The sequence below is a fragment of the Halobacillus sp. KGW1 genome (assembly GCF_001592845.1).
GTDB lineage: Bacteria > Bacillota > Bacilli > Bacillales > Halobacillaceae > Halobacillus.
Map to the genome: position 1 here is coordinate 79,326 of NZ_LSOC01000003.1, position 24,627 is coordinate 103,952.

The 24,627-nt window shown below is 45.3% G+C and carries 32 protein-coding genes; 12 read left to right on the forward strand and 20 right to left on the reverse strand.

All coding sequences use genetic code 11. The features are described from left to right. Positions 1–171 precede the first annotated feature (171 nt). Both AXG56_RS09410 and AXG56_RS09415 read left to right on the forward strand, forming a co-directional pair. Entirely contained in the window at positions 172–435 is a 264-nt protein-coding gene (locus AXG56_RS09410) for a hypothetical protein (RefSeq protein WP_008635762.1), read from the forward strand. 11 nt (positions 436–446) lie between these two features. Continuing rightward, positions 447–776 (forward strand): spore coat protein, encoded by a 330-nt coding sequence (locus AXG56_RS09415; RefSeq protein ID WP_008635763.1) that lies wholly within the window; start codon positions 447–449, stop codon positions 774–776. 35 nt (positions 777–811) lie between these two features. Here AXG56_RS09415 and AXG56_RS09420 read toward each other — a convergent pair whose 3' ends face one another. From AXG56_RS09420 to AXG56_RS09455, 8 genes are all read right to left on the reverse strand, one after another. Then, positions 812–1,018, reverse strand: a complete 207-nt coding sequence (locus AXG56_RS09420; protein ID WP_008635764.1) for a cation transporter — start codon at positions 1,016–1,018, stop codon at positions 812–814. 90 nt (positions 1,019–1,108) lie between these two features. Then, positions 1,109–1,873 carry an STAS domain-containing protein gene (locus AXG56_RS09425; RefSeq protein WP_008635765.1) on the reverse strand — a complete coding sequence of 255 codons (765 nt, stop codon included), beginning with the start codon at positions 1,871–1,873 and terminating at the stop codon, positions 1,109–1,111. Beyond that, positions 1,860–2,519 carry a B12-binding domain-containing protein gene (locus AXG56_RS09430; protein ID WP_062514197.1) on the reverse strand — a complete coding sequence of 220 codons (660 nt, stop codon included), beginning with the start codon at positions 2,517–2,519 and terminating at the stop codon, positions 1,860–1,862. The genes AXG56_RS09425 and AXG56_RS09430 overlap by 14 nt, the downstream gene beginning before the upstream one ends. 5 nt (positions 2,520–2,524) lie before the next feature. Continuing rightward, positions 2,525–2,893 (reverse strand): hypothetical protein, encoded by a 369-nt coding sequence (locus AXG56_RS09435; RefSeq protein ID WP_062514199.1) that lies wholly within the window; start codon positions 2,891–2,893, stop codon positions 2,525–2,527. Further along, a complete protein-coding gene (locus tag AXG56_RS09440; RefSeq protein ID WP_008635772.1) occupies positions 2,890–3,195 on the reverse strand; it encodes an antibiotic biosynthesis monooxygenase in 306 nt (101 codons plus the stop codon). The genes AXG56_RS09435 and AXG56_RS09440 overlap by 4 nt, the downstream gene beginning before the upstream one ends. 164 nt (positions 3,196–3,359) lie before the next feature. Further along, positions 3,360–4,169 carry a VLRF1 family aeRF1-type release factor gene (locus AXG56_RS09445; protein ID WP_008635773.1) on the reverse strand — a complete coding sequence of 270 codons (810 nt, stop codon included), beginning with the start codon at positions 4,167–4,169 and terminating at the stop codon, positions 3,360–3,362. A gap of 126 nt (positions 4,170–4,295) precedes the next feature. After that, positions 4,296–4,478: a YfhD family protein gene (locus AXG56_RS09450; protein WP_008635774.1), complete on the reverse strand. Its 183-nt coding sequence runs from the start codon at positions 4,476–4,478 to the stop codon at positions 4,296–4,298. 75 nt (positions 4,479–4,553) lie between these two features. Continuing rightward, positions 4,554–5,726, reverse strand: coding sequence for an MFS transporter (locus AXG56_RS09455; protein ID WP_062514201.1), 1,173 nt, complete (start codon positions 5,724–5,726; stop codon positions 4,554–4,556). A 131-nt stretch (positions 5,727–5,857) separates the two neighbouring features. Between AXG56_RS09455 and AXG56_RS09460 the strand changes: the two genes are divergently transcribed. Then, on the forward strand, positions 5,858–6,616 hold the full coding sequence (locus AXG56_RS09460) for a TrmB family transcriptional regulator (protein ID WP_062514202.1): 759 nt from the start codon (positions 5,858–5,860) through the stop codon (positions 6,614–6,616). 74 nt (positions 6,617–6,690) lie between these two features. Here AXG56_RS09460 and AXG56_RS09465 read toward each other — a convergent pair whose 3' ends face one another. Next, a complete protein-coding gene (locus AXG56_RS09465) occupies positions 6,691–7,284 on the reverse strand; it encodes a hypothetical protein (protein ID WP_008635778.1) in 594 nt (197 codons plus the stop codon). A gap of 150 nt (positions 7,285–7,434) precedes the next feature. Here AXG56_RS09465 and AXG56_RS09470 point away from each other — a divergent pair, with 150 nt between their 5' ends. Next, entirely contained in the window at positions 7,435–7,821 is a 387-nt protein-coding gene (locus tag AXG56_RS09470; RefSeq protein WP_062514204.1) for a hypothetical protein, read from the forward strand. Positions 7,822–7,825: 4 nt separating this feature from the next. After that, positions 7,826–8,281, forward strand: coding sequence for a flavodoxin (locus AXG56_RS09475; protein ID WP_026578252.1), 456 nt, complete (start codon positions 7,826–7,828; stop codon positions 8,279–8,281). 45 nt (positions 8,282–8,326) lie between these two features. On the opposite strand, the gene AXG56_RS09480 is transcribed toward AXG56_RS09475, so the two are convergent. Both AXG56_RS09480 and AXG56_RS09485 read right to left on the reverse strand, forming a co-directional pair. Continuing rightward, positions 8,327–8,590: an alpha/beta-type small acid-soluble spore protein gene (locus AXG56_RS09480; protein ID WP_026578251.1), complete on the reverse strand. Its 264-nt coding sequence runs from the start codon at positions 8,588–8,590 to the stop codon at positions 8,327–8,329. 4 nt (positions 8,591–8,594) lie between these two features. Next, positions 8,595–8,780, reverse strand: coding sequence for a YozQ family protein (locus tag AXG56_RS09485; protein ID WP_235601492.1), 186 nt, complete (start codon positions 8,778–8,780; stop codon positions 8,595–8,597). A 128-nt stretch (positions 8,781–8,908) separates the two neighbouring features. Here AXG56_RS09485 and AXG56_RS19660 point away from each other — a divergent pair, with 128 nt between their 5' ends. Next, positions 8,909–9,046: a hypothetical protein gene (locus tag AXG56_RS19660; RefSeq protein WP_201029310.1), complete on the forward strand. Its 138-nt coding sequence runs from the start codon at positions 8,909–8,911 to the stop codon at positions 9,044–9,046. Positions 9,047–9,064: 18 nt separating this feature from the next. Here AXG56_RS19660 and hpaB read toward each other — a convergent pair whose 3' ends face one another. The 6 genes from hpaB to AXG56_RS19015 all read right to left on the reverse strand — a co-directional run bounded on the left by hpaB (position 9,065) and on the right by AXG56_RS19015 (position 16,565). Beyond that, positions 9,065–10,504 carry a 4-hydroxyphenylacetate 3-monooxygenase, oxygenase component gene (gene hpaB / locus AXG56_RS09490; RefSeq protein ID WP_062514206.1) on the reverse strand — a complete coding sequence of 480 codons (1,440 nt, stop codon included), beginning with the start codon at positions 10,502–10,504 and terminating at the stop codon, positions 9,065–9,067. A 134-nt stretch (positions 10,505–10,638) separates the two neighbouring features. Continuing rightward, on the reverse strand, positions 10,639–11,931 hold the full coding sequence (aceA, locus tag AXG56_RS09495) for an isocitrate lyase (RefSeq protein WP_008635792.1): 1,293 nt from the start codon (positions 11,929–11,931) through the stop codon (positions 10,639–10,641). A 15-nt stretch (positions 11,932–11,946) separates the two neighbouring features. Further along, entirely contained in the window at positions 11,947–13,533 is a 1,587-nt protein-coding gene (aceB, locus tag AXG56_RS09500) for a malate synthase A (RefSeq protein WP_026578250.1), read from the reverse strand. A gap of 339 nt (positions 13,534–13,872) precedes the next feature. Further along, on the reverse strand, positions 13,873–14,445 hold the full coding sequence (locus tag AXG56_RS09505; RefSeq protein WP_026578249.1) for a histidine phosphatase family protein: 573 nt from the start codon (positions 14,443–14,445) through the stop codon (positions 13,873–13,875). A gap of 63 nt (positions 14,446–14,508) precedes the next feature. Then, positions 14,509–16,224, reverse strand: coding sequence for a dihydroxy-acid dehydratase (gene ilvD / locus AXG56_RS09510; RefSeq protein ID WP_035388336.1), 1,716 nt, complete (start codon positions 16,222–16,224; stop codon positions 14,509–14,511). A 182-nt stretch (positions 16,225–16,406) separates the two neighbouring features. After that, on the reverse strand, positions 16,407–16,565 hold the full coding sequence (locus AXG56_RS19015; protein ID WP_008635799.1) for a DUF1540 domain-containing protein: 159 nt from the start codon (positions 16,563–16,565) through the stop codon (positions 16,407–16,409). 237 nt (positions 16,566–16,802) lie between these two features. Between AXG56_RS19015 and murB the strand changes: the two genes are divergently transcribed. After that, complete coding sequence (murB, locus tag AXG56_RS09515) at positions 16,803–17,723, forward strand: UDP-N-acetylmuramate dehydrogenase (protein WP_008635800.1); 921 nt, start codon at positions 16,803–16,805, stop codon at positions 17,721–17,723. Between the two features lie 37 nt (positions 17,724–17,760). Here the strand turns inward: murB and AXG56_RS09520 are convergent, their stop codons facing one another. Next, positions 17,761–18,738 (reverse strand): zinc-binding dehydrogenase, encoded by a 978-nt coding sequence (locus AXG56_RS09520; protein WP_062514208.1) that lies wholly within the window; start codon positions 18,736–18,738, stop codon positions 17,761–17,763. 135 nt (positions 18,739–18,873) lie between these two features. Here AXG56_RS09520 and AXG56_RS09525 point away from each other — a divergent pair, with 135 nt between their 5' ends. Further along, the gene (locus AXG56_RS09525) at positions 18,874–19,251 is read left to right on the forward strand and encodes a helix-turn-helix domain-containing protein (RefSeq protein ID WP_062514211.1); all 378 of its coding nucleotides are present in this window, start codon (positions 18,874–18,876) and stop codon (positions 19,249–19,251) included. A gap of 71 nt (positions 19,252–19,322) precedes the next feature. Here AXG56_RS09525 and AXG56_RS09530 read toward each other — a convergent pair whose 3' ends face one another. Beyond that, on the reverse strand, positions 19,323–19,925 hold the full coding sequence (locus AXG56_RS09530) for a YpjP family protein (RefSeq protein ID WP_062514213.1): 603 nt from the start codon (positions 19,923–19,925) through the stop codon (positions 19,323–19,325). Positions 19,926–20,099: 174 nt separating this feature from the next. On the opposite strand from AXG56_RS09530, the gene AXG56_RS09535 reads away from it, so the two are divergent. From AXG56_RS09535 to AXG56_RS09545, 3 genes are all read left to right on the forward strand, one after another. Beyond that, on the forward strand, positions 20,100–20,720 hold the full coding sequence (locus tag AXG56_RS09535) for a spore coat protein (RefSeq protein ID WP_062514214.1): 621 nt from the start codon (positions 20,100–20,102) through the stop codon (positions 20,718–20,720). A gap of 103 nt (positions 20,721–20,823) precedes the next feature. After that, complete coding sequence (locus AXG56_RS09540; protein ID WP_008634130.1) at positions 20,824–21,444, forward strand: LysE family transporter; 621 nt, start codon at positions 20,824–20,826, stop codon at positions 21,442–21,444. Positions 21,445–21,511: 67 nt separating this feature from the next. Then, positions 21,512–22,255 (forward strand): YqcI/YcgG family protein, encoded by a 744-nt coding sequence (locus tag AXG56_RS09545; protein WP_062514216.1) that lies wholly within the window; start codon positions 21,512–21,514, stop codon positions 22,253–22,255. Here AXG56_RS09545 and AXG56_RS09550 read toward each other — a convergent pair. Beyond that, the gene (locus AXG56_RS09550) at positions 22,250–23,551 is read right to left on the reverse strand and encodes an amino acid permease (RefSeq protein WP_008634126.1); all 1,302 of its coding nucleotides are present in this window, start codon (positions 23,549–23,551) and stop codon (positions 22,250–22,252) included. The two genes, AXG56_RS09545 and AXG56_RS09550, sit on opposite strands and share 6 nt — an antisense overlap. Positions 23,552–23,666: 115 nt before the next feature. On the opposite strand from AXG56_RS09550, the gene AXG56_RS09555 reads away from it, so the two are divergent. Next, a complete protein-coding gene (locus tag AXG56_RS09555) occupies positions 23,667–24,602 on the forward strand; it encodes an arginine deiminase family protein (protein ID WP_008634124.1) in 936 nt (311 codons plus the stop codon). Positions 24,603–24,627: the final 25 nt, after the last annotated feature.

Genomic DNA, 24,627 nt, shown 5'->3' on the forward strand with positions numbered 1-24,627 from the left:
TTCCGTCTTGTAATCGCTAGCAATTATATTTTATCACTTACACAGAAAAAAAGGGATAAAAAGAACCTTCATTTCGACAATGTTATCCTTATATTCCCATAAAAACCCACCCTAAATAGAACTATTATTTCCGGTCATACTAAACAAAACAGCCAAAGGAGGATGATGTAGATGCAACAGCAGCAACAGAATCAATCCATTCAACAGGCGCAGCCGATGACGCAGGTACCTGATATTGTCTCTACGAAGGATCAGCTGTATTTAGCGGACATGCTTTCCTGGAATTTAAACGCAAGTAAGAAAGCACACTTCTTCGCCCAAAATTGTCAGACACCTGAAGTTCAGGCTGCCCTTGAAGCTGCAGGTCAAATGCACCAACGACATTACGATAAATTATTAAACCATCTGAATGCCCCTAAACAAAACTTGAACTAAGGAGGACCAAGATGAACCAGTCTCAAAAGATTCAAAACCCGGAAACAAATGTCCCAAAGACGCCGCAGATGAATGAAAGAGATTTCCTGAACGATCAATTAACCACCGAAAAGTATATGACTTCTTCTTATAATGTCGCTTTGAACGAAGCAAGCAATCAAAACCTTTATCAGGACTTAGCTACGATTTTCAAAGAGACACAGGACTGCCAGCGCAACTTGTATAACCTGATGTTTCAAAATGGCTGGTATGCTGTCGAACAGGCGGAACAACAAAAAGTTCAGCAGACCTATCAACAGTTCAATGGATACAAAAATCAACTTCCTTACAATGTACAGTAAATGAGAAAGCCCGGCGGTATAACGCCGGGCTTTCTTTATCCTACTGCTTCATATCCTTGCGCTCTCACAGCTTCTTTCATCAGTCCTTTTGAAACATATGCTTCGTCGTAAGCGATATGAACTTTTCCACTCTCAAGAAGCACCTCGACACCGTGCACCCCCTCTAACGTCTGAAGAGCGTCTTTTACCGATTCCCTGCACTTCTCACAAGACATTCCATTCACTTCCAAAGTCAATTCCATGAAAACTCCTCCTTCACTTTCTTTATACTGGTCCATTCCACAAGGAAGGAAAAATATAACATAAAAAAAGCATTCCTATCTTAGGAACGCTCATTTCACACAGTATTTTTGTACAGCTTGCTGCAGGGAGTTCATATATTTGATACTCGAAGGGAAGTGCTGCATCTGAAAACTTTGTGCCTGGACAGGCTGCATCCCTATAATCATAACTTCTGCCCCCATATAAAGAAGGGAAATCATGATGTTCTTCAGGAGACCCGCGCCCTCCAGCTCCATTTCTCCAACAGCTGTAAAATCAAACAAAACACGATCGATATCAGACTTTTGCGCAGCCTTTAATATAGACGTTTCCACCGAATACATTTTCTCTGCGGTGATATCTCCGAATAACGGCACTAGTGCGGTGTCCGCTGTAAGGCGGATGAAAGGGGCTGACAATTGGTTGCTGTTTTCAATAGCATCTTCTAACTTTTCTTTCTCTTCCAACAGCTCGAAGTTGGTATCGTTTAAACGTGACCGGAGCTGATCCAGTGTTTTGGTCACCTTGGACAACTGTTCATCTTTCGTCAGAATAAGTACTTCCGCATACATGTCATTCTCCCATTTCACATGCATGTCACATGTTTGCGGATTCCCTTGACCATCCTCCGGCTTTAAGTGGACTTCCAAGGATAATTTCTGAACTTCCGGAGTTACCCAGTTCTTCACCTTAGGTACACTTGCCTCATCTAATAATTCAAGCAGGTTTTCCTGTCTCCCAAAAGCCTGTTCCGCTTCTTTGGAATACGATTGGACGAAGTAGTTTTTATTAATAATGAAATAAGGGAGTGGGAATGTACGTTCAACTTGTTTCATTTATTGCTTCATCCCTTCCCTCTTTAAACCATTGGTTCAAGTGATTCAAGTCTTTGATTACCATAGACTGATCCGACTCCAGCTGGCTCAGGTCATATTTGCCGGCCATCCGTCCACCAATCATAATAAATGGTTTCCAATCCAACGTAGTGAAATGGTTGACCAGATCCTTAATGGCTGGCAGACGATAAGACAAGGCTGCAGATATACCGATTACATCCGGGCGATACTTTTCTATTTGGACTAGAGCGTGCTGCAGAGACAAATTCGGCCCAAGATACCGGACACGCCAACCATGTTCCTTAAACGTCTCAGCGACCATTTTCAAACCTATGTAATGATGTTCTTCTTCCACACCAAATAACAGGGCTTTATATTTCTTATTTCTATATTTCTTATCGGTCTTCTTTTCCTGTTCCAATTTAGATAAGACAAAATCACAAATAGCCGTTGCCAAATGTTCATCCGCAACGGATATTTCATTTCGCTCCCATAGTTCACCGATATAGTACATAGCGGGTGTCAAAATGTCTTCGTACAAATATGCCCGGGGGTGTTCCTCTAACAATTGCCTTATATATTGCAACGCTGCCTCTTCATCTCCATCAAGGAAATAACGGGCCAGTCGCTCATGATGCAGTTCCAAACTGTTCACCTCTCCGTAAGGATATCCAAATGCTGTAAAGCCTGCTGCAAATATTCTATATAGTGCTCTTTCTGCTCCTTATCATCTACTTCCATTGCTTCAAGGAGCCGTATCAGTCTCTCAAAATTATCTATGATCATCGCTGTAGGGACCTGTCTGGATGTGAGGACGTTATTTAACCAGGAGGTATAGTCAAGGAAGAAATGGACACTATCCATTTCATACGCTGCTTGGAGGTGATCCAAATGATGATGGTTGTCCTCTTCTGTTCTTTCCCGGCCGTTCTGGCCGAACTTCTCCCACAAATAAGGATAAGCTTCATAAATTTCATCGGTAACTTTTCGAGCAAGCCGGTTCTGCTCTTCCGGATTCATGTCGCAACCACCTCATATTTCGTGACTTTAGGTACAATCCCCTGCAGTTCTTCGTCCGGGTATTTCTTCTCCAGCTCGTGGATTTTTCTAAACTGCTCGCTGCGCACCCATTCCAAATATGCCGCTTTTGATTCCCATTCCATGTGTACCGTTAACTCACCAGGCTTGCGGTCATTCTGAAGGAGTTGAAAAGACAAAAATCCTTCCGCTTCATCTACAAGCCTCGAGCGCTTTCGGTATATATTAATTAAATCTTCCGCCTTATGTTCTGGAACTACAACCATGGAATCCACTACATACATTTAAAAATTCCCCATTCTCAATTATTTTCTCTGAATAATATTTTATCATATTGATTTTACCTATGTATAATGTAAAGATTTACTTCCACCTTTGCCCTTAGATCCCCTGCTTTCTTCATCACAAGCAAAAAAAGTGCCTGGGTTCAACCAGGCACTTTTACTATTCAGGATGGAACGACTTCTTTAATGACATGCGTCTCTTCATGATCAAGAAGATTCTTGTTTACCATATCATCGGCCGATTTGTTCATATTGTCCTGCAGGTCTTTCAATTCTTCTTTATGGCCGACTAAATACAATCGTTCCCATTCATAATCTTTTGCGAGTTTATCAAGCTTGGGTGCTACACTCTTATACCATCTGTAGCGATTTGCTTCAAACCGCTCCTGGAACTCATCCTTCTTGGATGATTTCGCTCCGCCTTTACCCATGGAAGGCTGAGCCTGGTGCGGCCCCTGGTGCTGGCGCCAATCTTCCGTATCGAGATCCAGTTCAAACAGCTGGGTATCTTTCAACATTCCAAGCTCTGCATCGATTAATTTGATCTGATTCTTTTGAGTCAAAACGATTCCTGTTTTCGGGAATTTATCCTTCATTTCCTTCAACTGTTCCAGACGCGGCGTTTCCTCCCAATAGAACTCTGTCTTTACGGGCATTTGAAAGCGTTCAGCGAACCATATCGTATCATCACCTGTAGCGAAAAGAACGACGCTTTTTGCGAAATTTTGTTCGTTTTCCTCGATAAATTGTTGGACTTTCTCTTTGACCGCCCAAAAATTCCTTTTCTCATCAGAATCCCCGTCTTCCTGAAGATAGGATTCGAAGTTGTTCAGACCGTTCTTAAGATGGATCTTCCACTCTCCACCTTGCTGCTCGGGATCGGAAGGATCGGTGTTTAAGTACATCGTAAAAACTTTTTCCGGTTTTTCTAAATGAATAGCTTCTAATTTTTTTAGTTCTTTATTCAAATTCATGCAAAAGACCCCTTTCGATATGTTTATTTGAGCTTATGGTACGTATGTTTCCAAATTAAAAAGGGGTTAAACTTCATTTGAAGTACTTCATAAAAAAACGGACATCCGAGGATGTCCGTTTCCAATTTATTTCTGTCGATGTGCTCTGCGGTCGGCGGCCTTGCTTCGTTCTTGAGCAATTTTATCTTCCCGATCCGCTAGTTCCTCTGAGAACTCAACATCAATATTAGGATGTTTTTCGTTCTTAGGAGTTTGAGGTAATTTATATTTCTGTTTCCCTTTACCTTTTCGGTGATCGTCTCTACCCATGACTAACCCCTCCTTAAATTAGGAACAATGTTAGTATGATCCCGGGGCGACGGATTTATTCGATTCCTTTAAAAATCAAGAAGATCGAAGGAGCTGTTTCCTTTTCGCCGGTTTCACCCTTGTAATCGAGAAAATAGCCGTTCCAAGGGCAATAAGTACGAACACACCACCGACAGAGGCATTATAAATGACCGAGGTCTGCTCAATAACTACACTCCCCACGGAAGAACCGAAAGCAATTCCGAAATGAAGGGCGGAGTTGTTCAGGCTTTGCTGAATATCTGACGTTTCCGGAGCGGTAGAAACGAGATAGTTTTGCTGAGCAGGAGTAACGGCCCAACTGAGTGCGCTCCAAATGACAAGCACGATAAGGAAAAGCGGCAAGGAAAATGTGACGTGTGGAACGACGAAAAGAGCCACAGCAAATAGAGCGATGATTCCAATGATGCTTTTTTCAGGTCCGAACTTGTCGGATAAATATCCTCCTACTCCGCCTCCCAGGACGGCAGCTACACCGAATACGAAATATACGATACTGACCCAAGTACCGTTCATGCCAAGCTCCGATTTCAAGAATGGTGTCAAATACGCATACAAAGTTAAATGTCCGCTCAAAAACAGAAAAGAAGTGAATTGGGCGGTCCATATTTTATTGTCTTTCAAAGTACGGATCTGATCTTTCAAGGAAATGATCGGCTTCGGTGCTATCGTACCTAAGGATACCGCGACCGCCACCATTGATAATAATGTGAGAACACTGATCAAAAGGAACGGTGCCCTCCAACCGAATGCATTCCCAATCGTAAGGCCGATGGGTACGCCCAATACAAGCGAACCGCTGATTCCCATGAAAATTGTTCCGATCGCTCTTCCTCTATAGGCAGGTTCTGAAATGGAAGAGGCGATGGTAATAGCCAGTACAACCAACAGGGAGCCGCTTGCAGCCGTTACGATCCGCGACAACATCAATATCGTATAGTTTGGACTCCAAAAGGCGATCAAGTTCCCCAGGAAGAAAATGAATAATGTAACGATCATCAGCTTCTTCCGTTCCATATTGGCAGTCACAGTCAACAAGATCGGTGAAGCGACAGCGAATACTATAGAAAACAAGGAAATGAGCAAACCGGCTCTTCCGACTGACACCTGTAAATCAGCCGCAACAAGATCCAGAATTCCTCCGATAATTAATTCAACCGTTCCTACTACAAAGGCAACAATTGTCAGCAAGTAAATTTTTTTGTTCATAGTTTCGACCCTCTCATTTTAGTTACCACTATGATGGTAACTAAAATGAGAGACAATTACAATAGGTCATGTTTACGTTAGTCGGATGTTCGGTGTATCATTTATGTAACAGCAAAATAAAGGAGACATTCATGCTACAGAAATTCGGTTTCACCCAATATGAAAGCAATGTATTTGAAGTATTAACATCCAGCCGTGAACCACTTGATGCAACGAGCATTGTAAAGTATTCACAAGTTCCTAAGTCCAAAGTGTACGAAGTCCTTCAACGCCTTCAAGAGAAAGGCCTAATCCTCACATCGTTCCACGGAAAAAGAAAATTATATACAGCACTTGCTCTTGAAACGACCATTGAAAAGCTGACGTCAGACTTCGAAGCTAACTTGGAAGAATTGAAAACGAAGGAGTACACGCTCCCTGTCTCCGATGAGCGCGTTTGGACAATGGAAAATGAACAATCCATTACAGCGCTGTTGAAGGCATGTATAGATCGAGCCACTAACAGCATTCTTCTTACGGGCTGGAATGATGAATTGGCCTCTTTGGTCACAGATTTAGAGCGGAAAGCGGAGCAAGGCGTAATGGTGGAGCTTCTTTCTGTAGGGGACCTTGATGCACCCATGTTCCAATCGCATATTCTGCACCCGAACGAGACGCACGAAGCATTAGAACGGCACAAGCTTGTCATTATTGACGGCGAGGAGATGGTGTTCGCCGGTTCCGAATCGGGAGTATCTCAAGGAATACACACGCTTTCCAAGCCACTGGTCAAATTTTTCACGGAATATTTTTACCACGATGTCGCCCTGGCAGAAATCACCGAAAAATATAAAGACATCTTGATGGAAGATGAAGAGGTCAAAAATATTTTGATGAAGCTTCGATATTAAGTACTTCATCCCCGTTCATAAAGTAAAACCGCACACCCGTTGGGATGTGCGGTTTTTTGTGATCCTTTTATCCATTAAATCGGCAATAATCTCCTGCGATATAGGCGAATGATGCACTCGATAAAGAATCTGGGCAGCTTTTTAGGCATGTAAGGCTTCACATAATACGTCTCATACGCTTTCTTCAAATCACGCCAATGCGGACAGTCCTGCTCCTGTTTAAAGCGGACGACATCGATGACTTTCACTTTCCCCGATGATGTGAGCAGCATGTTTTTTAAATGAATATCAGAAGGGTTCAGACCTAAGCTGCAGGCGAACAGAAGCGCTTCTTCCACCTGCTTGACCATCTCTGCAGTGATGGGTACACCGCTCACAAGACAGTCATAAAAGGTCATTCCTTCCAGATATTCCATAACGAGATACCCTTTTCCCTGAGAAATAAAAAGAGGGAACATCTCACTGTTATTTAAACTTTCATAAACCTCCGCTTCCACTTCTGCAAGTTCAGCGAACTCCGGATAAAAAACTTTGACAGCTGTATTAGAATCCTGAACATGGAATACGGCAGCACTTCTTCCCTGCCCAACACACCGGAATCCTTCCGGTATATTTGTGATCCTGCCATTTTCAAAGACAACCTCTCTCACTTTATCCTCTATCTTCATCACAAGGAATCACCTCTATGAAAAAGCATCTTTATTACCTCCATTATACCAAAATGAAGAATAAAACATGTTACTTTTACTCAAAACTATTTGACATTGATAATCATTATCAATTATATTGAATATAACTTCTCGAAGGGAGACCTAATTATGGAAGGCACATTGTTTGTTTATAAACCTTTTCGTTACGAGAAAGGAAATACTGACTGTTCCTGTCACGAAATTATCCGGTTCCAGCACGGTGATCTGTTACATATTGCCGGGGACCCGTTCTATGTTGATTCATTAGGATGGTACATCGCCGTTCAGAAGAACGATTCTTCTCCTTTCTATATGGCCGCACATTTTATTGATGATTTATACGAGAAACAAGCGTTATATACGAAGATGGACCTGACACTCGCTATGAACTACCACAAATATAAAGTGAATGAAGCGCTGGACAGGAAAGAGAAAAAAGTATTCCTGCAACATTCCAAAGCTTTCGACCGTTTCAAAGCTCTGCACCCGGAATTCACACCAGTGCTGAAGGAGTGATAGAGTGGCGCGTATCTTGATCTGTTATGCAAGTATGTCTGGAAATACGGAAGAAATTGCGGACATCATCCATTCCCATCTTAAAAATGACTATGAAGTGATTATGAAGGAAATTGAAGAAACCGAAATTACCGAACTCCGTGATTTTGATTGTGTATTAATCGGTTCCTACACTTGGAACGACGGGGATCTACCATATGAGGTGGAGGATTTTTATGAGGAGTTGTCAGAGAATGACCTGAGAGAGGTGCACGGAGCAGTCTTCGGTTCCGGTGACAGGATCTATCCACAGTTCTGTGAAGCCGTTCACTTGCTGCAGGCACAGTTGAAAGCAAACGGAGCAGCCATTATTCAAGACGGCCTGGAAATTGAAATGACTCCCGACTCGGAAGAAGATGTCAACAAATGCAAGGTATTTGCAGAACGCGTCTCTCACTATCTCATGAAAGTCGGCGTATAACAAAAACGGAAGAGGTCCGCACCTCTTCCGTTCGCTGTTTTATTTTTATTCTTCTGTATTCTTATGCTGAAGCTCCATTTGTGCCCGGCGGATCATCTCTTTAACCATTCCTCCACCTATTCTCCCGCCTATACGACCGGCATCTTTTGTAGACAAATCACCGTTCCCTTTTTCTCTCAAAGGAATACCCAATTCTTCCGCCACTTCAAACTTCGCTCGGTCTGCGGTGCTGCTTCTTGTTACTTCTTTCTTCAGTTGATCCAGTCCAGCTCTCGCTTCTGGAACTAATATCCGCTTTCTGTTTGGCATATTCTCACCTGTGATTCTTTCCGCGGATTTTCTCTCCATGGTGGCTGATTAAATGACCTTGATCATCGACTTGGTCTATTTCCGCTTCTATCGTGCCTTCCGTCAACGTATCGGAAACCTGCTCCTCTGTCACAGCCAAACCGCTGCTGTCTTCTTCCTGTGAAGGACGTTCTTTTCTCTTGTTTGTCATCCCTTTTCCCTCCTTGTTTTCCATAGCTTCCGCTAAAAGTTCAGAAAACATTCCATGGTTCCTCCCCCTGATTTATCCTCTTATAAATATTCTGCAAACCCTCATACTAATTACGGAGGTGTATAGAAATGAGTAACAAAAGTAACGCTCACAAAGGAGTCCGAAAAAAGACCGTGAACCCTCAAGGCATGTCAGAGGATGCAGCAGATCAACGTCCTGACTCCCAACTGGAACAAAAAGCGAAAAAAGCAAATACAAAACGATAAAAAGCTGACCCTTACAGGTCAGCTTTCTTCAGGAAGAAACTTCGAAACAAGTTCCTGGGAGTTTTCATCATCGTAAAGCGCGTAGATAGATTGTGACAATCGAATCGGATCCCCGAAAAAGAAACGCTCGTAAAGCGTCTGTCTTGCTCCAAAGCTGCTCATTGTCATATCCCACGCCAGACGGAATAACGCGACGCGTTCCTTCCCTTTTACGTCCACACCCTGTAAATAATGGTTTAAACGTTCGCCTGTTTCAGAAAGGAATTCTTTCTCCTTTGGAATCGACATTAGACCGCTTGCTCCCAACAACTGCACAATTTCAGAGAACCTGGGATAGAATTCCTGAAAGTTGTTGATCGCTACGTACAACGGCTGGCGGGAAGGAACCATGATACCCGTAGCATCTACTTCTGCTTCCTGTTCCGACAGCAGCAGGAGCGCCTTCTGTGTCTGTACTCCTTTTACAATTTCCACTACTTTGCTCTGCACGTGCTGGTATTCTTCGATGTTGATTGTATCGACAATCCGCTGAGCAATGCCCAGCATGAATTCTGATTTCACCACCTGCCTCGAAACAATTTGGTGCAAGGTAAACGGTACAAACTTTCCTTTCACGTACATCTGGGTCGCAGCTCTTAGATTGTCATGAAAGAAAACACGCTCCCATGGTACGATGACGTCGTCGAACAAAACGATGGTATCCATTTCTGCATATTTGGAAGAGAGCGGGTAATCGAAGGCAGAACCTGCGCTGGCAAAGGATTCCCTGCATATGAACGTCAGTCCCTTTGTGTCACTAGGTATAGAAAAACCATAGGCGTGAGAATTATCCACGGCGCCGGGAGCAGAGAAAACAATCAATTCATCTGTCATCCCGCCCTGTGTAGCCAACAGCTTCGCTCCTTTCATTACTAATCCTGCTTCCGTACGGTCCACAATTCTGGCATTCGTGACATCTTCTTCAAGGAAAGCAAGTTTTCCTCTGTTGCTCTGAGGATTCACAAACGTATGAGTGAATGATAAATCGTTCTCCCGAGCATATTCATAAAAACGAAGCAGACGTTCCGGATAACAGTTTTCTTCTCCGTCCAGAAGATCGACCGAAGCGGCGAAGGCTGCAAGCACAGTGTTCATATAATCAGGGCTTCTGCCCAATACGCCACCGGTGTGCCTCGCCCAATGCTGGACCATCGTCCGCCTTCTCTCCAAATCCCCCCGCGATTTCGGTATTAAATAGGAAAGTCCGATCGCATTTCCCGAAGTTTCTGATGTATAGGTTAATGTATCCTTCCAATCAGGATGGTGTTGTAAATCGTATAGTTCGGACTGCGTTTGGATGACGCCCCGGAAAGCCGGATGTTCCGAAATCTTACCTTTCAAGCGTCCGCCTTCCATCCGTACGTCCGTCTTCATAGCATCCAACCGCCGTTTATACTCCTCGCCTGTTATTACCGGCATGATATCACTCCATGTCTTTGCACAGATTAAATATGTTGATACCCTACCATATTAAATAAACGAGAAGATGTGCCTATGTAAATAAGAAAGAACACAAACATCTGCTTAACCAAGCAGATGTTTGTGTTTCATACTCACCTTTTCGCTATCGGCTCTTCTGTGAATTGCTCTGCCTCTGTGGAACCTTTCCAAGCGGTTGTCGAAGAAGTGCCTCCTGTTATTACCTGAGCGACTTCATCAAAATAGCCGGTTCCCACCTCCCGCTGATGCCTTGTAGCAGAATAACCGTGAACTTCACTGGCGAATTCCGCCTGCTGCAGTTCAGAATAAGCCGCCATTCCTCGATCTTTATATTGCCTGGCAAGCTCGAACATTCCATGATTTAAAGAATGGAAACCGGCAAGGGTAACAAACTGGAACTTATACCCCATTTCGCCAAGCTGTTCTTGAAAGTGTTCTATCGTCTCGTCTTTCAGCTTTTTCTTCCAATTAAACGAAGGAGAGCAGTTATAAGCAAGCAGCTTTCCGGGATACTGCTCATGAATCGCATTCGCAAACCTTCGCGCTTCCTCCAAGTTCGGTTCCGATGTTTCGCACCAGATCAAGTCCGCGTAAGGAGCATAAGCAAGCCCCCTGGCAATGGCCTGGTCAATACCTGCTTTTGTTTTAAAGAATCCTTCCGGCGTCCGTTCTCCTGTCAGGAAGGCTGCGTCTTCTCCGTCGATATCGCTGGTAATCAACTCTGCTGCATTCGCATCCGTTCGAGCAATAATGATGGTTGGGACCCCCATCACGTCCGCGGCAAGCCTTGCAGAGATAAGGTTTTTCACAGCCGTCTGCGTCGGTAAGAGCACCTTTCCACCGAGATGACCACATTTTTTCTCGGAAGAAAGCTGATCTTCAAAATGGACAGCCGATGCTCCCGCTTCAATCATGCCTTTCATTAGCTCAAAAACGTTCAGCTGCCCTCCAAATCCCGCTTCCGCATCAGCGACAATCGGAGCAAACCAATCAATAGAGTTATCTCCCTCCATATGGTGGATCTGATCAGCCCGTTGAAGCGCCTGATTGATTCTCTTCACCACTTGCGGAACGCTGTTCGCAGGATACAGGCTTTGATCCGGATACATATGCCCGGAAAGATTTGCGTCCGCCGCTACCTGCCATCCACTAAGATAGATCGCTTTTAAACCTGCTTTTACCTGCTGCATAGCTTGATTTCCTGTCAAGGCTCCAAGAGCATGAACATATCCATCTTCCTTCAACATCCCCCAAAGCTTATCAGCACCTCTTGCTGCAAGGGTATGTTGAATATCCAAGGACCCGCGCAGTTTGATAACCTCTTCTGCTGTATACGGTCTATTGACACCCTTCCACCTATCCTCATTTTCCCATGTCCGCTGCAAACGCTCCGCTCTTTCCTTCATAACCTCTCATCTCCCTTATAATTTTTCATAAGCTTTCCAAGTCAGAAACTCTTCCAGTTCCTCCTGCTCTGCCCACTCATCAAACAAATCCCCGGCTTCTTCAAACCGCCCTTTCTTAAATACATCTTCGCCCACTTCCCTGCGAATCGTATTCATTTCTTCCTCTTTCAGAGAATGATACAACGCAAGTGTTATCTTACGTCCATCCATAAGCACTCCTCTTGGATGACGAATCCACTGCCATACTTGAGCTCTCGAAATTTCTGCAGTAGCGGCATCTTCCATCAAGTGGTGAATTGGTGCCGCACCTCGCCCTGACAGCCAGGAAGCAACATATTGAATGCCTGTATTTATATTGAGCCGGAGCCCACCTTCGGATATATCGCCTACAGGTTCTTCCAACAACTGTTCTCTTGTGATCGACTTCCATTCATCCTGCCTGTCGATTTGATTATTGGAAGGCATATATTTGTTAAAAACATCCATGGCAGTCTGTACCATGCCCGGGTGGGCGACCCACGTCCCGTCGTGACCATCCTTCACCTCTCGCTCCTTATCCTTCCTGACTTTTTCAAAGGCAAGTGCGTTTAGGTTTGCATCATCTCTCACGGGTATTTGGGCAGCCATCCCTCCCATAGCATGAATCTTTCTTCTATGACAGGTTTGAATAGTCAGTTGGGAATAAGCCCGCATAAATGGCACGGTCATTGTAATAGTCGACCGATCCGGGAGGACAACATCCCGGCTTTTCATCTTCTTCAAGTAGCTGAAAATATAATCCCAGCGCCCACAGTTGAGACCTGCTGAATGTTCTTTCAGCTCATAGAGAATTTCATCCATTTCAAATGCTGCCATGATCGTTTCAATCAGCACCGTCGCTTTCACTGTCCCACGGCTTATGCCAAGGAATTCCTGCGTAAATAGAAATACATCGTTCCATAATCTTGCCTCCAGGTGACTTTCAAGTTTCGGCAAATAAAAATAAGGGCCGGACCCGTCTTGGATGAGCTTCCTTGCATTGTGATACATGTAGAGACCAAAATCTACGAAGCTTGCCGCCATCGGTGCCCCGTTATACAACAGATGCTTTTCATCCAAATGAAGGCCGCGCGGCCGGACCATGAGAACGGCCGGATGTTCATGGAGCTGGTAAACTTTACCCGATTCGTTCGTAAATCGTATATCCCGATTCACCGCGTCCATTAAGTTGATCTGCCCGTTTATCGTGTTTGACCAAGTCGGAGAATGGGCATCTTCGAAGTCGGCCATGAAAACTTTTGCTCCTGAATTCAATCCGTTAATGATCATTTTTCTGTCTACGGGCCCTGTCATCTCCACACGACGATCCTCTAAATCCTTTGGGACCGGACTTACTCTCCAATCAGATCTTCTTATGGATTCGGTCTCTTCAAGAAAGTCAGGAAGCTCTCCTTTCTCCAGAAGAGCCTCCCTTTCCCTCCTCTTTTGAAGCAATTCCTGTCGTCTGTCATTAAAACGTTCATGGAGCTGTTGTAAAAATTGCACAGCACCATCGGAAAGGACTACTTCAAAACGCTCCTCCATGATCCCTGTACAGGATATTCCCGACAATTCTATTTCCATCCTTCTCCCCCTCAACTGTAATAAAACATTAAATTAATTTTACGATTGTTATATAACAGAAAGTGCATGCTATTCCTCTTTCTTAGAAAGGCAGCGATCACATTCCATCATATAAGTATAGATATGTCCTTCCACGTTACTACCACACTGCGGACAAAGGGTACCGGTTTGTTTCTTCTGCTTATTCATTATAATTCCTCCTCTTTTATAACAGATTTTATTTTGTTTATCTGTTATGTAACAGTTTATATTCGGTTGATGGATTATGCAACCCTTTTTTTGAAGAAATTTCTATTTAGGCATTTCCACACAAAAAAGCGATCCCTTAAAAGGGACCGCTCAATCAGATAAATGTCGGACGCAGTTGAAGGTGTGGCACAGCCAGTTTCCGTCTCGCCACTCCAGTTCGGTCAATGATGTATTATCCAGATTCCCTTCCACACCTTCCACTTCTTCTGCTTTCAACCAGTTCCCAATCCAGCCTCCGTGTGTGACGACGATCACCCGTTTTCCTTTTGACTTATTTAATAGAGCGGCCATAAAGTCTTGCGTACGCTCCATGATCTTATCCGGCTTCTCTATTCCAAGGTCGATCCCTCGCCATTCTTTCCCCCAGCGGGCCACCCGCTCTTCTTCCGTCGTTCCTTCGATTTGACCGCCGTCCACTTCTTTAAGCCTTTCATCGGTATAAAAAACGGGGGCACCGACGCTGTCCTGAATAATTTCGGCAGTTTCCACTGCCCGTAATAACGGACTGGCACATAGAACATCCCATTTCTCCCCTTTGAGTCGGGCGGCAAGCATCCGTGCCTGGGCTTTCCCTTCTTCATCCAATGGGATATCCGCCGACCCTTGTGCCCTCTTTTCTTTATTCCATGAGGTAACACCGTGTCTAATTAGTAATACCTTCAATTGGACTGCTCCTCTCTGTAAATAAAATAAGGGATCGTCTGAACAACGATCCCTTGTCTAGGCTTATTCCAAATCTAAATCTGTTACCGCACCTTTTGCAGAAGAAGAGACGAGACGGGCGTACTTGGCAAGAACCCCGGATGTATGCTTGGGCTCCGGTTTCATCCACCCCTGTCTGCGACGTTCGAACTCTTCTTCGCTTAGATCTACATTGATCTGCTGCGTGTCACTGTCAATGGTGATGATGTCACCGTCCTGCAGAAGACCGATCGGTCCACCTACATATGCTTCCGGAGCCACGTGTCCGATGACGAACCCGTGGGATCCTCCGGAAAAGCGTCCATCTGTCATTAAAGCGACTTTCCCATTTAAACCTTTCCCGACAATCATCGCTGTAATAGACAGCATTTCCGGCATTCCAGGTCCGCCCTTTGGTCCTACATTGCGAATTACGATCACATCTCCGGCTTTTACTTCATCATTAACGATAGCTTCTGTCGTTGCGTCCTCTCCGTCAAAGACACGGGCAGGCCCTTCAAAGCGGCTGATCTTCTGACCGGACATTTTTGCAACAGCGCCTTCCGGTGCCAGATTCCCCTTCATGACAACCAATGGGCCTTTAGGTTTAATCGGTTTATCAAACGGTACGATGACCTGCTGGCCTTCTTTCAAAGAAGGAACCTCCGCAAGGTTCTCTGCCACCGTTTTACCTGTTACTGTCAGACAATCCCCATGAAGCAGCCCTTCTTCAAGAAGAAGCTTCATAACTGCAGGTACGCCACCCGCCTCGTAAAGGTCCTGCATGACGTATTTACCGCTCGGCTTCATATCAGCAATGTGAGGAACTTCCTGTCTGACCCGCTCAAAGTCATCCAGCGTCAAGTCGACACCGGCTGAATGGGCAATGGCCAGCAGGTGAAGAAACGCATTGGTGGATCCCCCAAGAGCCATAACGACGGTAATAGCGTTCTCAAACGCTTCTTTTGTCATAATGTCTCGAGGATAGATATCTTTCTCCAACAGTTCAATGACCAATTCTCCAGCCTGTTTACATTCTGATTCTTTATAGTCATTCACTGCAGGCGTAGAAGAAGAACCTGGAATACTCATTCCAAGAGCTTCCACGGCTGAAGCCATAGTATTAGCTGTGTACATACCTCCACATGCACCGGCGCCTGGACAGGCATGACACTCTACTTTGTGCAGCTCTTCCTCTCCGATTGTTCCTTCGTGATATTGGCCGACTGCTTCGAAAGAGGAGACGATATCGATGTCTTCACCATTCAATTTACCCGGCTGTATGGTTCCTCCGTATACATAGACGGAAGGAATATTCATTCTACCAATGGAAATAAGACACCCCGGAGTCGTCTTGTCACAGCCGCCTATGGCAACGATACCGTCTAGACGCTCGGCATTCGTTACGGTTTCAATGGAATCTGCGATCACTTCACGACTTGGAAGGGAGTAGAACATTCCCTCATGTCCCATAGCAATACCATCTGCAACGGTAATCGTATTGAATATCATCGGTGCGCCTCCGTTATCGCGCGCCCCGTCCTTGGCTTCCCGTGCCAATTTATCTATATGTACGTTACACGGAGTCACTTCACTCCAAGTACTGGCAATACCGATCATCGGCTTTTTGAAATCTTCGTCTGTAAATCCGACTGCACGCAGCATCGAGCGGTTTGGAACTCTGTTTACACCTTCACTGATGACTTTACTCTTTATCCGTAAATCTTTTTTTGTCTTCTCCAATGCTGACACCCTTTCCATCCTGGCTTATGAATTTCTTGTCGATTTTTCTTATGAAAACAACTTACCATGATGATACTAACAAGAGCATGAAATGGCAATGACTTTTCAGAAAATAAGGAACTTTCAGCATTGGTTAAGCGCTTTCTTCTTCCGAAAAAAATGAAAAAAAAGCCTGCTGTCAAAAGCAGGCCTTCTCAACATTACAAACTCGCAGGTTCGAACGTCTTACAATCTGTTTCTTTGCTGTCACTGGCTTTCTTTCCAGAGTGGCTGACGACAAAAATTTCATCTGCACCACAGGCTTTGCCGTCCCGGTTGTGTACACAGTTGCGTACTTCGCATCTGACATCAAGGGCCATCTTACACACCTCCCTTACAGACATAGATTGCCTTGTGTGCACACGCCTATTCGTGCCAAATACGCCCAAACAAATTCCTACCCAACTACTACGGTCATTTATGTTAGAATAAATATCGTGATTATATCGCTTATTGAACGTTTCCTTATCGCCCTTCATAAACTGGTAGGAGAATAAGTGCGCTTTGGAACGAATGGTTTGGAAGGAATACATCTCAAATAGGAATGGTGTTTTTTTATGAATAAAAAGGAAAAGCTGTACCATAAACTTTTGGATCTCGTGAAAGAAGACAATGTAAAAGTCGACGAGATGCTCAAAGATCATCTATATACGAAGCTTGGAGGGAAGGCGGACTTCTTTATCACTCCGACGACTTTCGAGGAAGTGCAGCACGTCGTCCGGTTGTCCAACGAGGAGGATATTCCCCTGACACTCCTGGGTAATGGATCTAATTTAATTATTAAAGACGGCGGCATTCGCGGCATTGTAATCAACTTGAAGCATCTGGACAACATTTCTTCTGAAGGCGGCGTTCTTGTCGCACAGAGTGGAGCACGAATCATTGATGCCTCCCGCTTCGCTTTGGAGGAGAAATTGTCCGGTTTAGAATTCGCCTGCGGCATTCCAGGTACCGTCGGAGGAGCCTTGTATATGAATGCAGGAGCCTATGGCGGGGAGGTCAAGGATGTGCTTGACTACGCCTACGTTGTTGACAAAGAAGGGAACCTCGTGAAACGACTCGCTTCCGAGCTGGACCTTGATTACAGGACCAGCAATATTGCTGCAAACGGGGACATCGTAGTAGAAGCGACGTTCCACTTAAAACCTGCGTCCTACGAAGAAATCAAAGAAGTCATGGACGACCTGACTTACAAGCGTGAATCGAAGCAGCCGTTGGAATACCCTTCGTGCGGAAGTGTATTCAAACGTCCGCCTGGATATTTCGCAGGAAAGCTGATTCAGGACAGCGACCTTCAAGGTACGAACATCGGTGGAGCGGAAGTTTCCAAGAAACATGCCGGTTTTATCGTCAATAAAGATAATGCATCCACCTCCGATTATATCTCCCTCATCGAGCACGTACAGAAAACAGTGAAGCAGAAGTTCGGCGTGGAATTGGAAAGGGAAGTACGGATTATCGGAGAAGATAAAGAATAAAAAAAGAAGGCTGTGCAGCTGCACAGCCTTTTTTCTATTATTTCCACACCGCTACAAGTTTTCCATTAACGTGTCTCTCAGACAGCCTTTCCAGTGCAGCCGGAACTTCTTCCATGGCAACAGTATCCTTCAGCATTGGAGAGAGTTTCTTATCGGCAACGAATCGGAGCATAGCATCTCCTATCATACCGAGATCTTTTCTTGCTTCCCGACCAGCTTTATGATTGGCAGCCAATGCCACTTCATGATAAGAAACGACACTGGTGAACGGCTTAACCTTTGTGAAATCAGGTGCACCCGCTATATAAACGATATGCCCCATATAGGCAATGGAATCAAGAGAGGCCGTTGCATTATCCCGGCTGACCGTATCAATAACCGCATCCACCCCTCGTCCCTCTGTCCATTCCATAATCTTGGTATGAACATCTTCCTGACGATAATCAATGACTCCATCAGCCCCTAAAGAACGGACATATTCATGGTTGTGTTCCGATGCTGTCGTATAAACGGTCTTGCCTGCCAGTTTGGCCAGTTGAACAGCGAATCCACCTACTCCTCCGGCCCCGGCGTGAATCAAGAGAGAATTCACACGATCTAAAGGAAGCTTCCGATGGACAGCCTGGTAAGCTGTATATCCCGCTGTAGGAAGAGCAGCCGCTTCAGCAAAAGACACTCCCGACGGAATGCGGGACAGAATATCCGCATCTGCTACATCAAATTCCGAGTATCCTCCGCTCCTGCGCAGATCCCCGTGATAGACGACCGGGTCTCCAACTTTCCATCCCTGTACATCCTCTCCGACCCCGGCAATCGTACCCGCAACGTCCAACCCGAGAATATGAGGATAACTCCATGACGGGTTGCCGTTCGTACCTGTTTTATAGTCCACTGGATTCAGTCCTACCGCCTGTACCTCCACCAGTACTTCTCCATTGCCAGGATCCGGGGTAATCACTTCTTCTATCTGCATCTCACGCCATTTATTTTTATTCTTAAGAACCAGTGCTTTCATGATGACACTCCTTTATTTAACATTCACACTTTCATCCTCTATACTAAAACAGATGCCGGTCTGCGGACAAGAAGGCACTTTTCCGTAACGTAGTTACCAGACAGTAACATAGGCGGTTTTTTTGGAGGAATGAATATGAAGAAATTACAACCGGAATATACATGCGCCATCGATCTCGTCATCGATATCATTGGAGGGAAATGGAAGGTGCTTCTGTTATGGAACTTGAACGAGGGTACGAAGCGTTTCAACGAACTGCAGCGATCCGTGCCGGGAATCACACGTAAGATGCTGGCACAGCAATTAAGGGAATTGGAAGAACACGGCTTGGTGGAACGCACTGTTTATGATGAGGTACCCCCGCGGGTAGAATATACAACGACAGATCTCGGCCGCGGTCTGCAGCCTGCTTTGTACGCGATGTGCCGCTGGGGTGATGAGTACGCAGAGGGCCACGGAATTCAAATGAACAGGTGTTGGTCGCAAACGGATTTTATAAAGGAACAGAACTAAAAAAGGAGGCCCTGTTACGGCCTCCTTTTTTTATCACGCCTCATACTTCACTCAGGTAAGAAATAAAATACTTAGGACATCCATTTCGGGGGAGTATTCTTCTCCCAGAATACCTCACCGATTTGATGGTGCTTAACAAATTGATCATCTTTCAAATGGTAATGGAAATTGAACCAGTACCCTTCGCCCGGCCGTTTATCTCTGCGGACATGGAATCTGGCTATTTCTTCTTTTGTCCGTTGGTTATATACATTAAATATCTTCTCTCCATAACCTGCTGTCGGCTCTTCTGTTATCTCCAAATATGGTACTTCTTCATCCCCGGCGTTCACCAAAAGATCTGTGACGACCTCTTCTATTTTCGGAAGAATCTCCGAAGTCATATCAGCGTCCACTTTTTCAATAATTCTTGGTCCCATCTTGATCACCGTCTGTGACTTCGCAGACTCCGTTAATTGTTGAATACGCTGCTCTGATGTCTGCGCTTCGAACGGCGGTGCGTCTAAATCAAGTTCTTCTTCGGAAAGAAGGCCGCTCTGTTCTTTAATGGACCCTTCCCCTGCGATATGTTTCTTCTCTGCAGCATCTGCATCTATATGAATGGGAGGGACATACATCCCCAATGTCATAACGGATATAAGAACAACGAATATTCTCTTCATCAACGGTTTCATTGCATTTACTCCCTTTTATGTAATCACTTATTTATAATTGTATACCATTTTCAGACAGCTTGTCCATACATGCGCTGAAATCGCTTCCAAAATACTATGCATCATTTACTATTCATGAATACAGCCAGCTTGGGAATCCATAAGATGTACCAAGATCTTAAGGAGGATGTATCCATGAACGTAACTCAAAACCAAGCCCAACAACAGGCGCAAATGCCGACGAACCATACGAGCCAGGCCCATGGAGGGCATGAGCTGTTTGACGCTCATGAAGTCATTGCTGGAATCATAACGATGCTCGACCAGTATCAAATGTACGACCAGCATATAAAGGATCAAGAGTTGAGGGATATTTTAAAGCGTCAGGAAATGTTCGTCACTCAGCTCTACAATTCCATTGTGGAAAGCTTCCGCAGCGGACAGGATCCATCTGTAGACACACAGCAGTATAAAATGCAGCAGAGTAATGAAGTCGTCTATGGTATCAAGCCTGGGCAACCGAAAAAGCCGAATCAGTCTGTCAATGATCTTTCGGAGAATGGTCTTTCCGCCTATATGCTCGGCCAAACGAAAGGACTTGCAACACTCCTTTCTATGACCGCGCTTGAGATGACAAACCCCGTTCTTCGTCGTGTCATCGCAGACAGCGTTCCCAACTTCATCGAAATGAGCTATGAGATTTTTCTTTATCAGAACAAACATGCCTATTACCAAGTGCCGCAGCTGCAGCAGCAGGACATGAATCAAATGCTGCAAAGCTATTCGACGGTGCAGTCCCAAAACCAAATGCACTGATCTACAGGAAAGAGATCCGGCTGCCCGGGCCTCTTTCCTCTTTCATATGTTGAAAAGAAGCATCGTATAATAGAAACAACCGCTCCCATAAAGGAGGAATTGGATGTTTTTCAGTTACATACTACTCGGCATCTCCCTATCCGCTCCCCTCGGTCCTATTAACGCCGCCCAGTTGGACAAAGGAGTTCGTTACGGTTTTCTCCATGCATGGCTTGTCGGAATCGGAGCGATGGCAGCAGATGCCCTGTTTATGCTGCTTATTTATCTTGGACTGGCCCAGTATGTCGATTTCCCTCTTGTTAAGAGCTTCCTCTGGTCGTTCGGGGCTTTCGTTCTTCTCTATACGGGAGTGGAAAGTATCCACTCCTCCGGAGGGTGGAACGAAGAGGAGCACATATCCGGCAGCTCGAAAAGGAAATCGTTTCGGACAGGCTTCCTTATGGCCCTGACAAATCCTTTGAACATTCTGTTTTGGATGGGGATTTACGGTTCCATTCTCGCCGAGGTTTCGTCCAGATATGATGACGCAGAGATACTTCTATACAGCGGCGGCATATTTCTCGGCATCATGTTATGGGACATCCTGATGGCACTCGCCGCATCCGGCGCACGCCGTCTACTCACCGGACGACTGCTTCGCGGCGTATCCATTACGTCCGGAATCATGCTGATGGGCTTCGGAGTGTATTTTGGCTTTCAAGCATACCGAATGATTTTTGGATAGACAAACACCCGCATTCTCCTCCTTCCATACGATAGGTATGTATCCCCAGGAAGGAGCGCGCTTGTTTATGCTTTACAGAAAAACAGAACTGGAGAATGCTCCGGAACGAACCACTTGGCAGTCTAAAGCCTTCACAAGCTTTTCCGAATTGATGCTCTCCAGAGAGAGCCCCTATCCATGTGTTCCCGGTATCCAAGGATTCAAAGCGGATATGCTGCGGTTCGCATTTTTATCCGATCCAAGCGGATCCGCTGCGCCGGAAACACTTGGACAAATTTTAAAGCAATACGGAACAATTTCAAGAGAAACGGGTGATTACGCTTCTCTTGTCGTTTTGTGTGAGCCTTGCCTCCATTCTTATCAAATCAAAGATTATGAGTCGTTGTTCTGGAACCTTCTAAATGAATGTCACGCTGCGGACGAAAGAGAATGGCCCGAACATATCCCACTTGACCCATCAGATCCTGCCTGGGAATTCTGTTACGACGGAGAGCCTTACTTCGCTTTCTGCGCGACTCCCGCTCACGAACGAAGGAAGAGCAGACACTTTCCTTATCTGCTTCTCGCCTTCCAGCCCCGCTTTGTATTTGAAAAAATAAACGCCTCCACTCCGCTAGGGAGAAAACTGCAGAATGTTATAAGGAAACGTCTTTCTATTTATGATGACCTCCCTATCCACCCTTCCCTTAAGTGGTACGGAGAAGAGAATAACCACGAATGGAAACAATATTTCCTGGCAGAAGAGAATACCTCGCCTTCTAAGTGCCCGTTTATGGCAATGAAACAGAAATGGAACAGTCTCCGATCATGACTTCATGATCGGAGACTGTTTTTGCTTTATATAGGTGGCAATTGCGATCACAATGAGAAACAGCAGACTTACATAAAAGCCGGTTCTTGCAATCTTTTCAAGAAGTGTACCTGTCACCGCTGACAATAGAAGCAGGAGACCGGTTGTAACCCTGATCTTGGCAAACCATGCCCGAGCCATTAATTTATAATAAGAGAGGAGGATGAATGCCCAGTTATAAAGAAGGAGCAGTCCCGCAGCCGTGGTGATATACTCGAAGATCGTCTCAGGCAGCCAGACGGCGAGAATAACCGAAGCGGCGACCACGATCACAGTAAGCAAGAATGCTGCTCCGGAAACCCTTCCCGATTTCTCTTCCTTAAACCGAGCCGGAGCATCCCCCTCCTCACTTAAAGTCATTAACATCGTAGTGACAGCATACAGCGAGGCGACCATCGTCGAAAATCCGGCAACAATCAAAAGACCGTTGAAGATATCAGGGACCAACGGAAGGGAGAACGTCTTCAAGGCCGAAAGAAAAGGACTCTCATCGGGCGATATCGCTGCCCACGAAACAATCTCCATAACAAGCCAGAACCCCAGAATATAGAGGACCGTCAACGCAAGAAGCATCCACTTACCCGACCTTAATGCGTCCTTAGGATCTTTTAATTCCTTTGCCATCAGCCCCATCACTTCTATTCCACCAAAGGCATAAAAACAAAAGATCAGAGCTGCCCATATCCCGTTGAACCCCTGCGTGAAAAATTCTTCCAGCGGAGAGGAAAGGGTTTGTCCGGCGGATTCCTCAAAGCCCCCGAAGAGAGCGACAATCGCTAAGATAAGAAACATGACGAGTGCTGCCAATTTAATCAGCCCACATATATTCTCAAGTTTCTCAATTAATTGTGTACCGATCCACAACACACTCAGACCAAGCACCGCGAAACAGGCCGCACACAACCAAAGAGGCACATTCGGGAACCAGAACCTGGCGAATATTGCTAAGGCAGTTAATTGACTCCCCATAATAAGCATTTCGGAGCACCAGTACAGCCAACCGTTCCCAAATCCCGCCCACGTTCCAAATGCCTGTTTCGCATACGTACGGAAGGACCCTTTCTCTGGATGGTGTGCCGTCATAGAAGCAAGGGCGTGAAAAACGATATAGGTACCGATTCCGGCTGCCAGATAACAAACAAGGACCGACGGCCCGGCCAGTTCTATCGCTATGCTTGACCCTAAGAAAAATCCTGTTCCGATAATACAGCCCACGCCTATGAAGGACATCTGCCACCAAGTCAGCTTTCCATCCACGGTTTTCTCCCCCTTTTTATTTCTTAGTCTTAGGGGAAATGAGAAGTTTATGTAAACGAATGGATAAAGCACGTAGGGACAAACTAAATTTAAAAATGACCAGGGGGAACGTGTTATGCTGAATCCGAACTGCTGGAATGAATTTGATCGTTTGAAGACTGTCATCGTCTGTACACCATCCTGTCTCGATATTCCCGATCAGAAAACTGCGGATTATGTGCAGTGGGAAAAGCCCGTCCAATCCGACAAAGCTAGGGCCTCTTTCGAAGGCATGGTGGATGCGATGAAGACAGAGGGTGTGGAAGTGATCAACTACTGCAATTACTTGTCTAAAGAGGACCAAAACACCCATAAACAATTAATCAACCGTTATTTCACAAGAGATCTTGCCTGCAGTTTCGGATCGATATTCATCCCTGGTGAAGCTGGCACCTCTCTAAGACGGCCGGAATACCGGCTTGCGCATCCTCTTTTTGAGAAATGGACAAGTCCTGACCAATATTCTGTTGACTGGAACGATCCTCTGCACGCGCTCGAATTTGGAGATGTTCTCCTTCTCAGCAGAGATGCCGTCTTTATCAATGTAGGATTACGCTCCAGTCACGAGAGCGCACGACTTTTGAAAGATCGACTGCTTGCAAGCGGATTCTCAGAAGTCGGTATCATTGATCTGCCCCGACAAGGAGCGGAAATGCACTTGGATATGAACTGCGCCATCATAGGTGCGACTTCCATCCTCTGCAAAAGCTACATGCGTTTCTTTCCTGTGGAAGTATGGAAGGAGGATGGTGCTTCGTATATGATGACAGGCCCCTTCCTTGAGCGTCACGGTTATTCCCCCGTGTGGACCGATGATGTAAAGCATACTGTCGCAGATATTAACTTTCTTAATTTGGATCCGGAAACCATCCTGATCAGTACGAAAGCCAACAAAAAAATTCTTAAAGAAGATGTCTTCCGAAAGAAGCGGCTGATTGAAATTGATGTTGATGAACTGGAAAAAGGCGGTGGTGGAATACGCTGCATGACGCTGCCTGTGACAAGAGAATAAAAAAAGCTGCTCCTTCAGGGGCAGC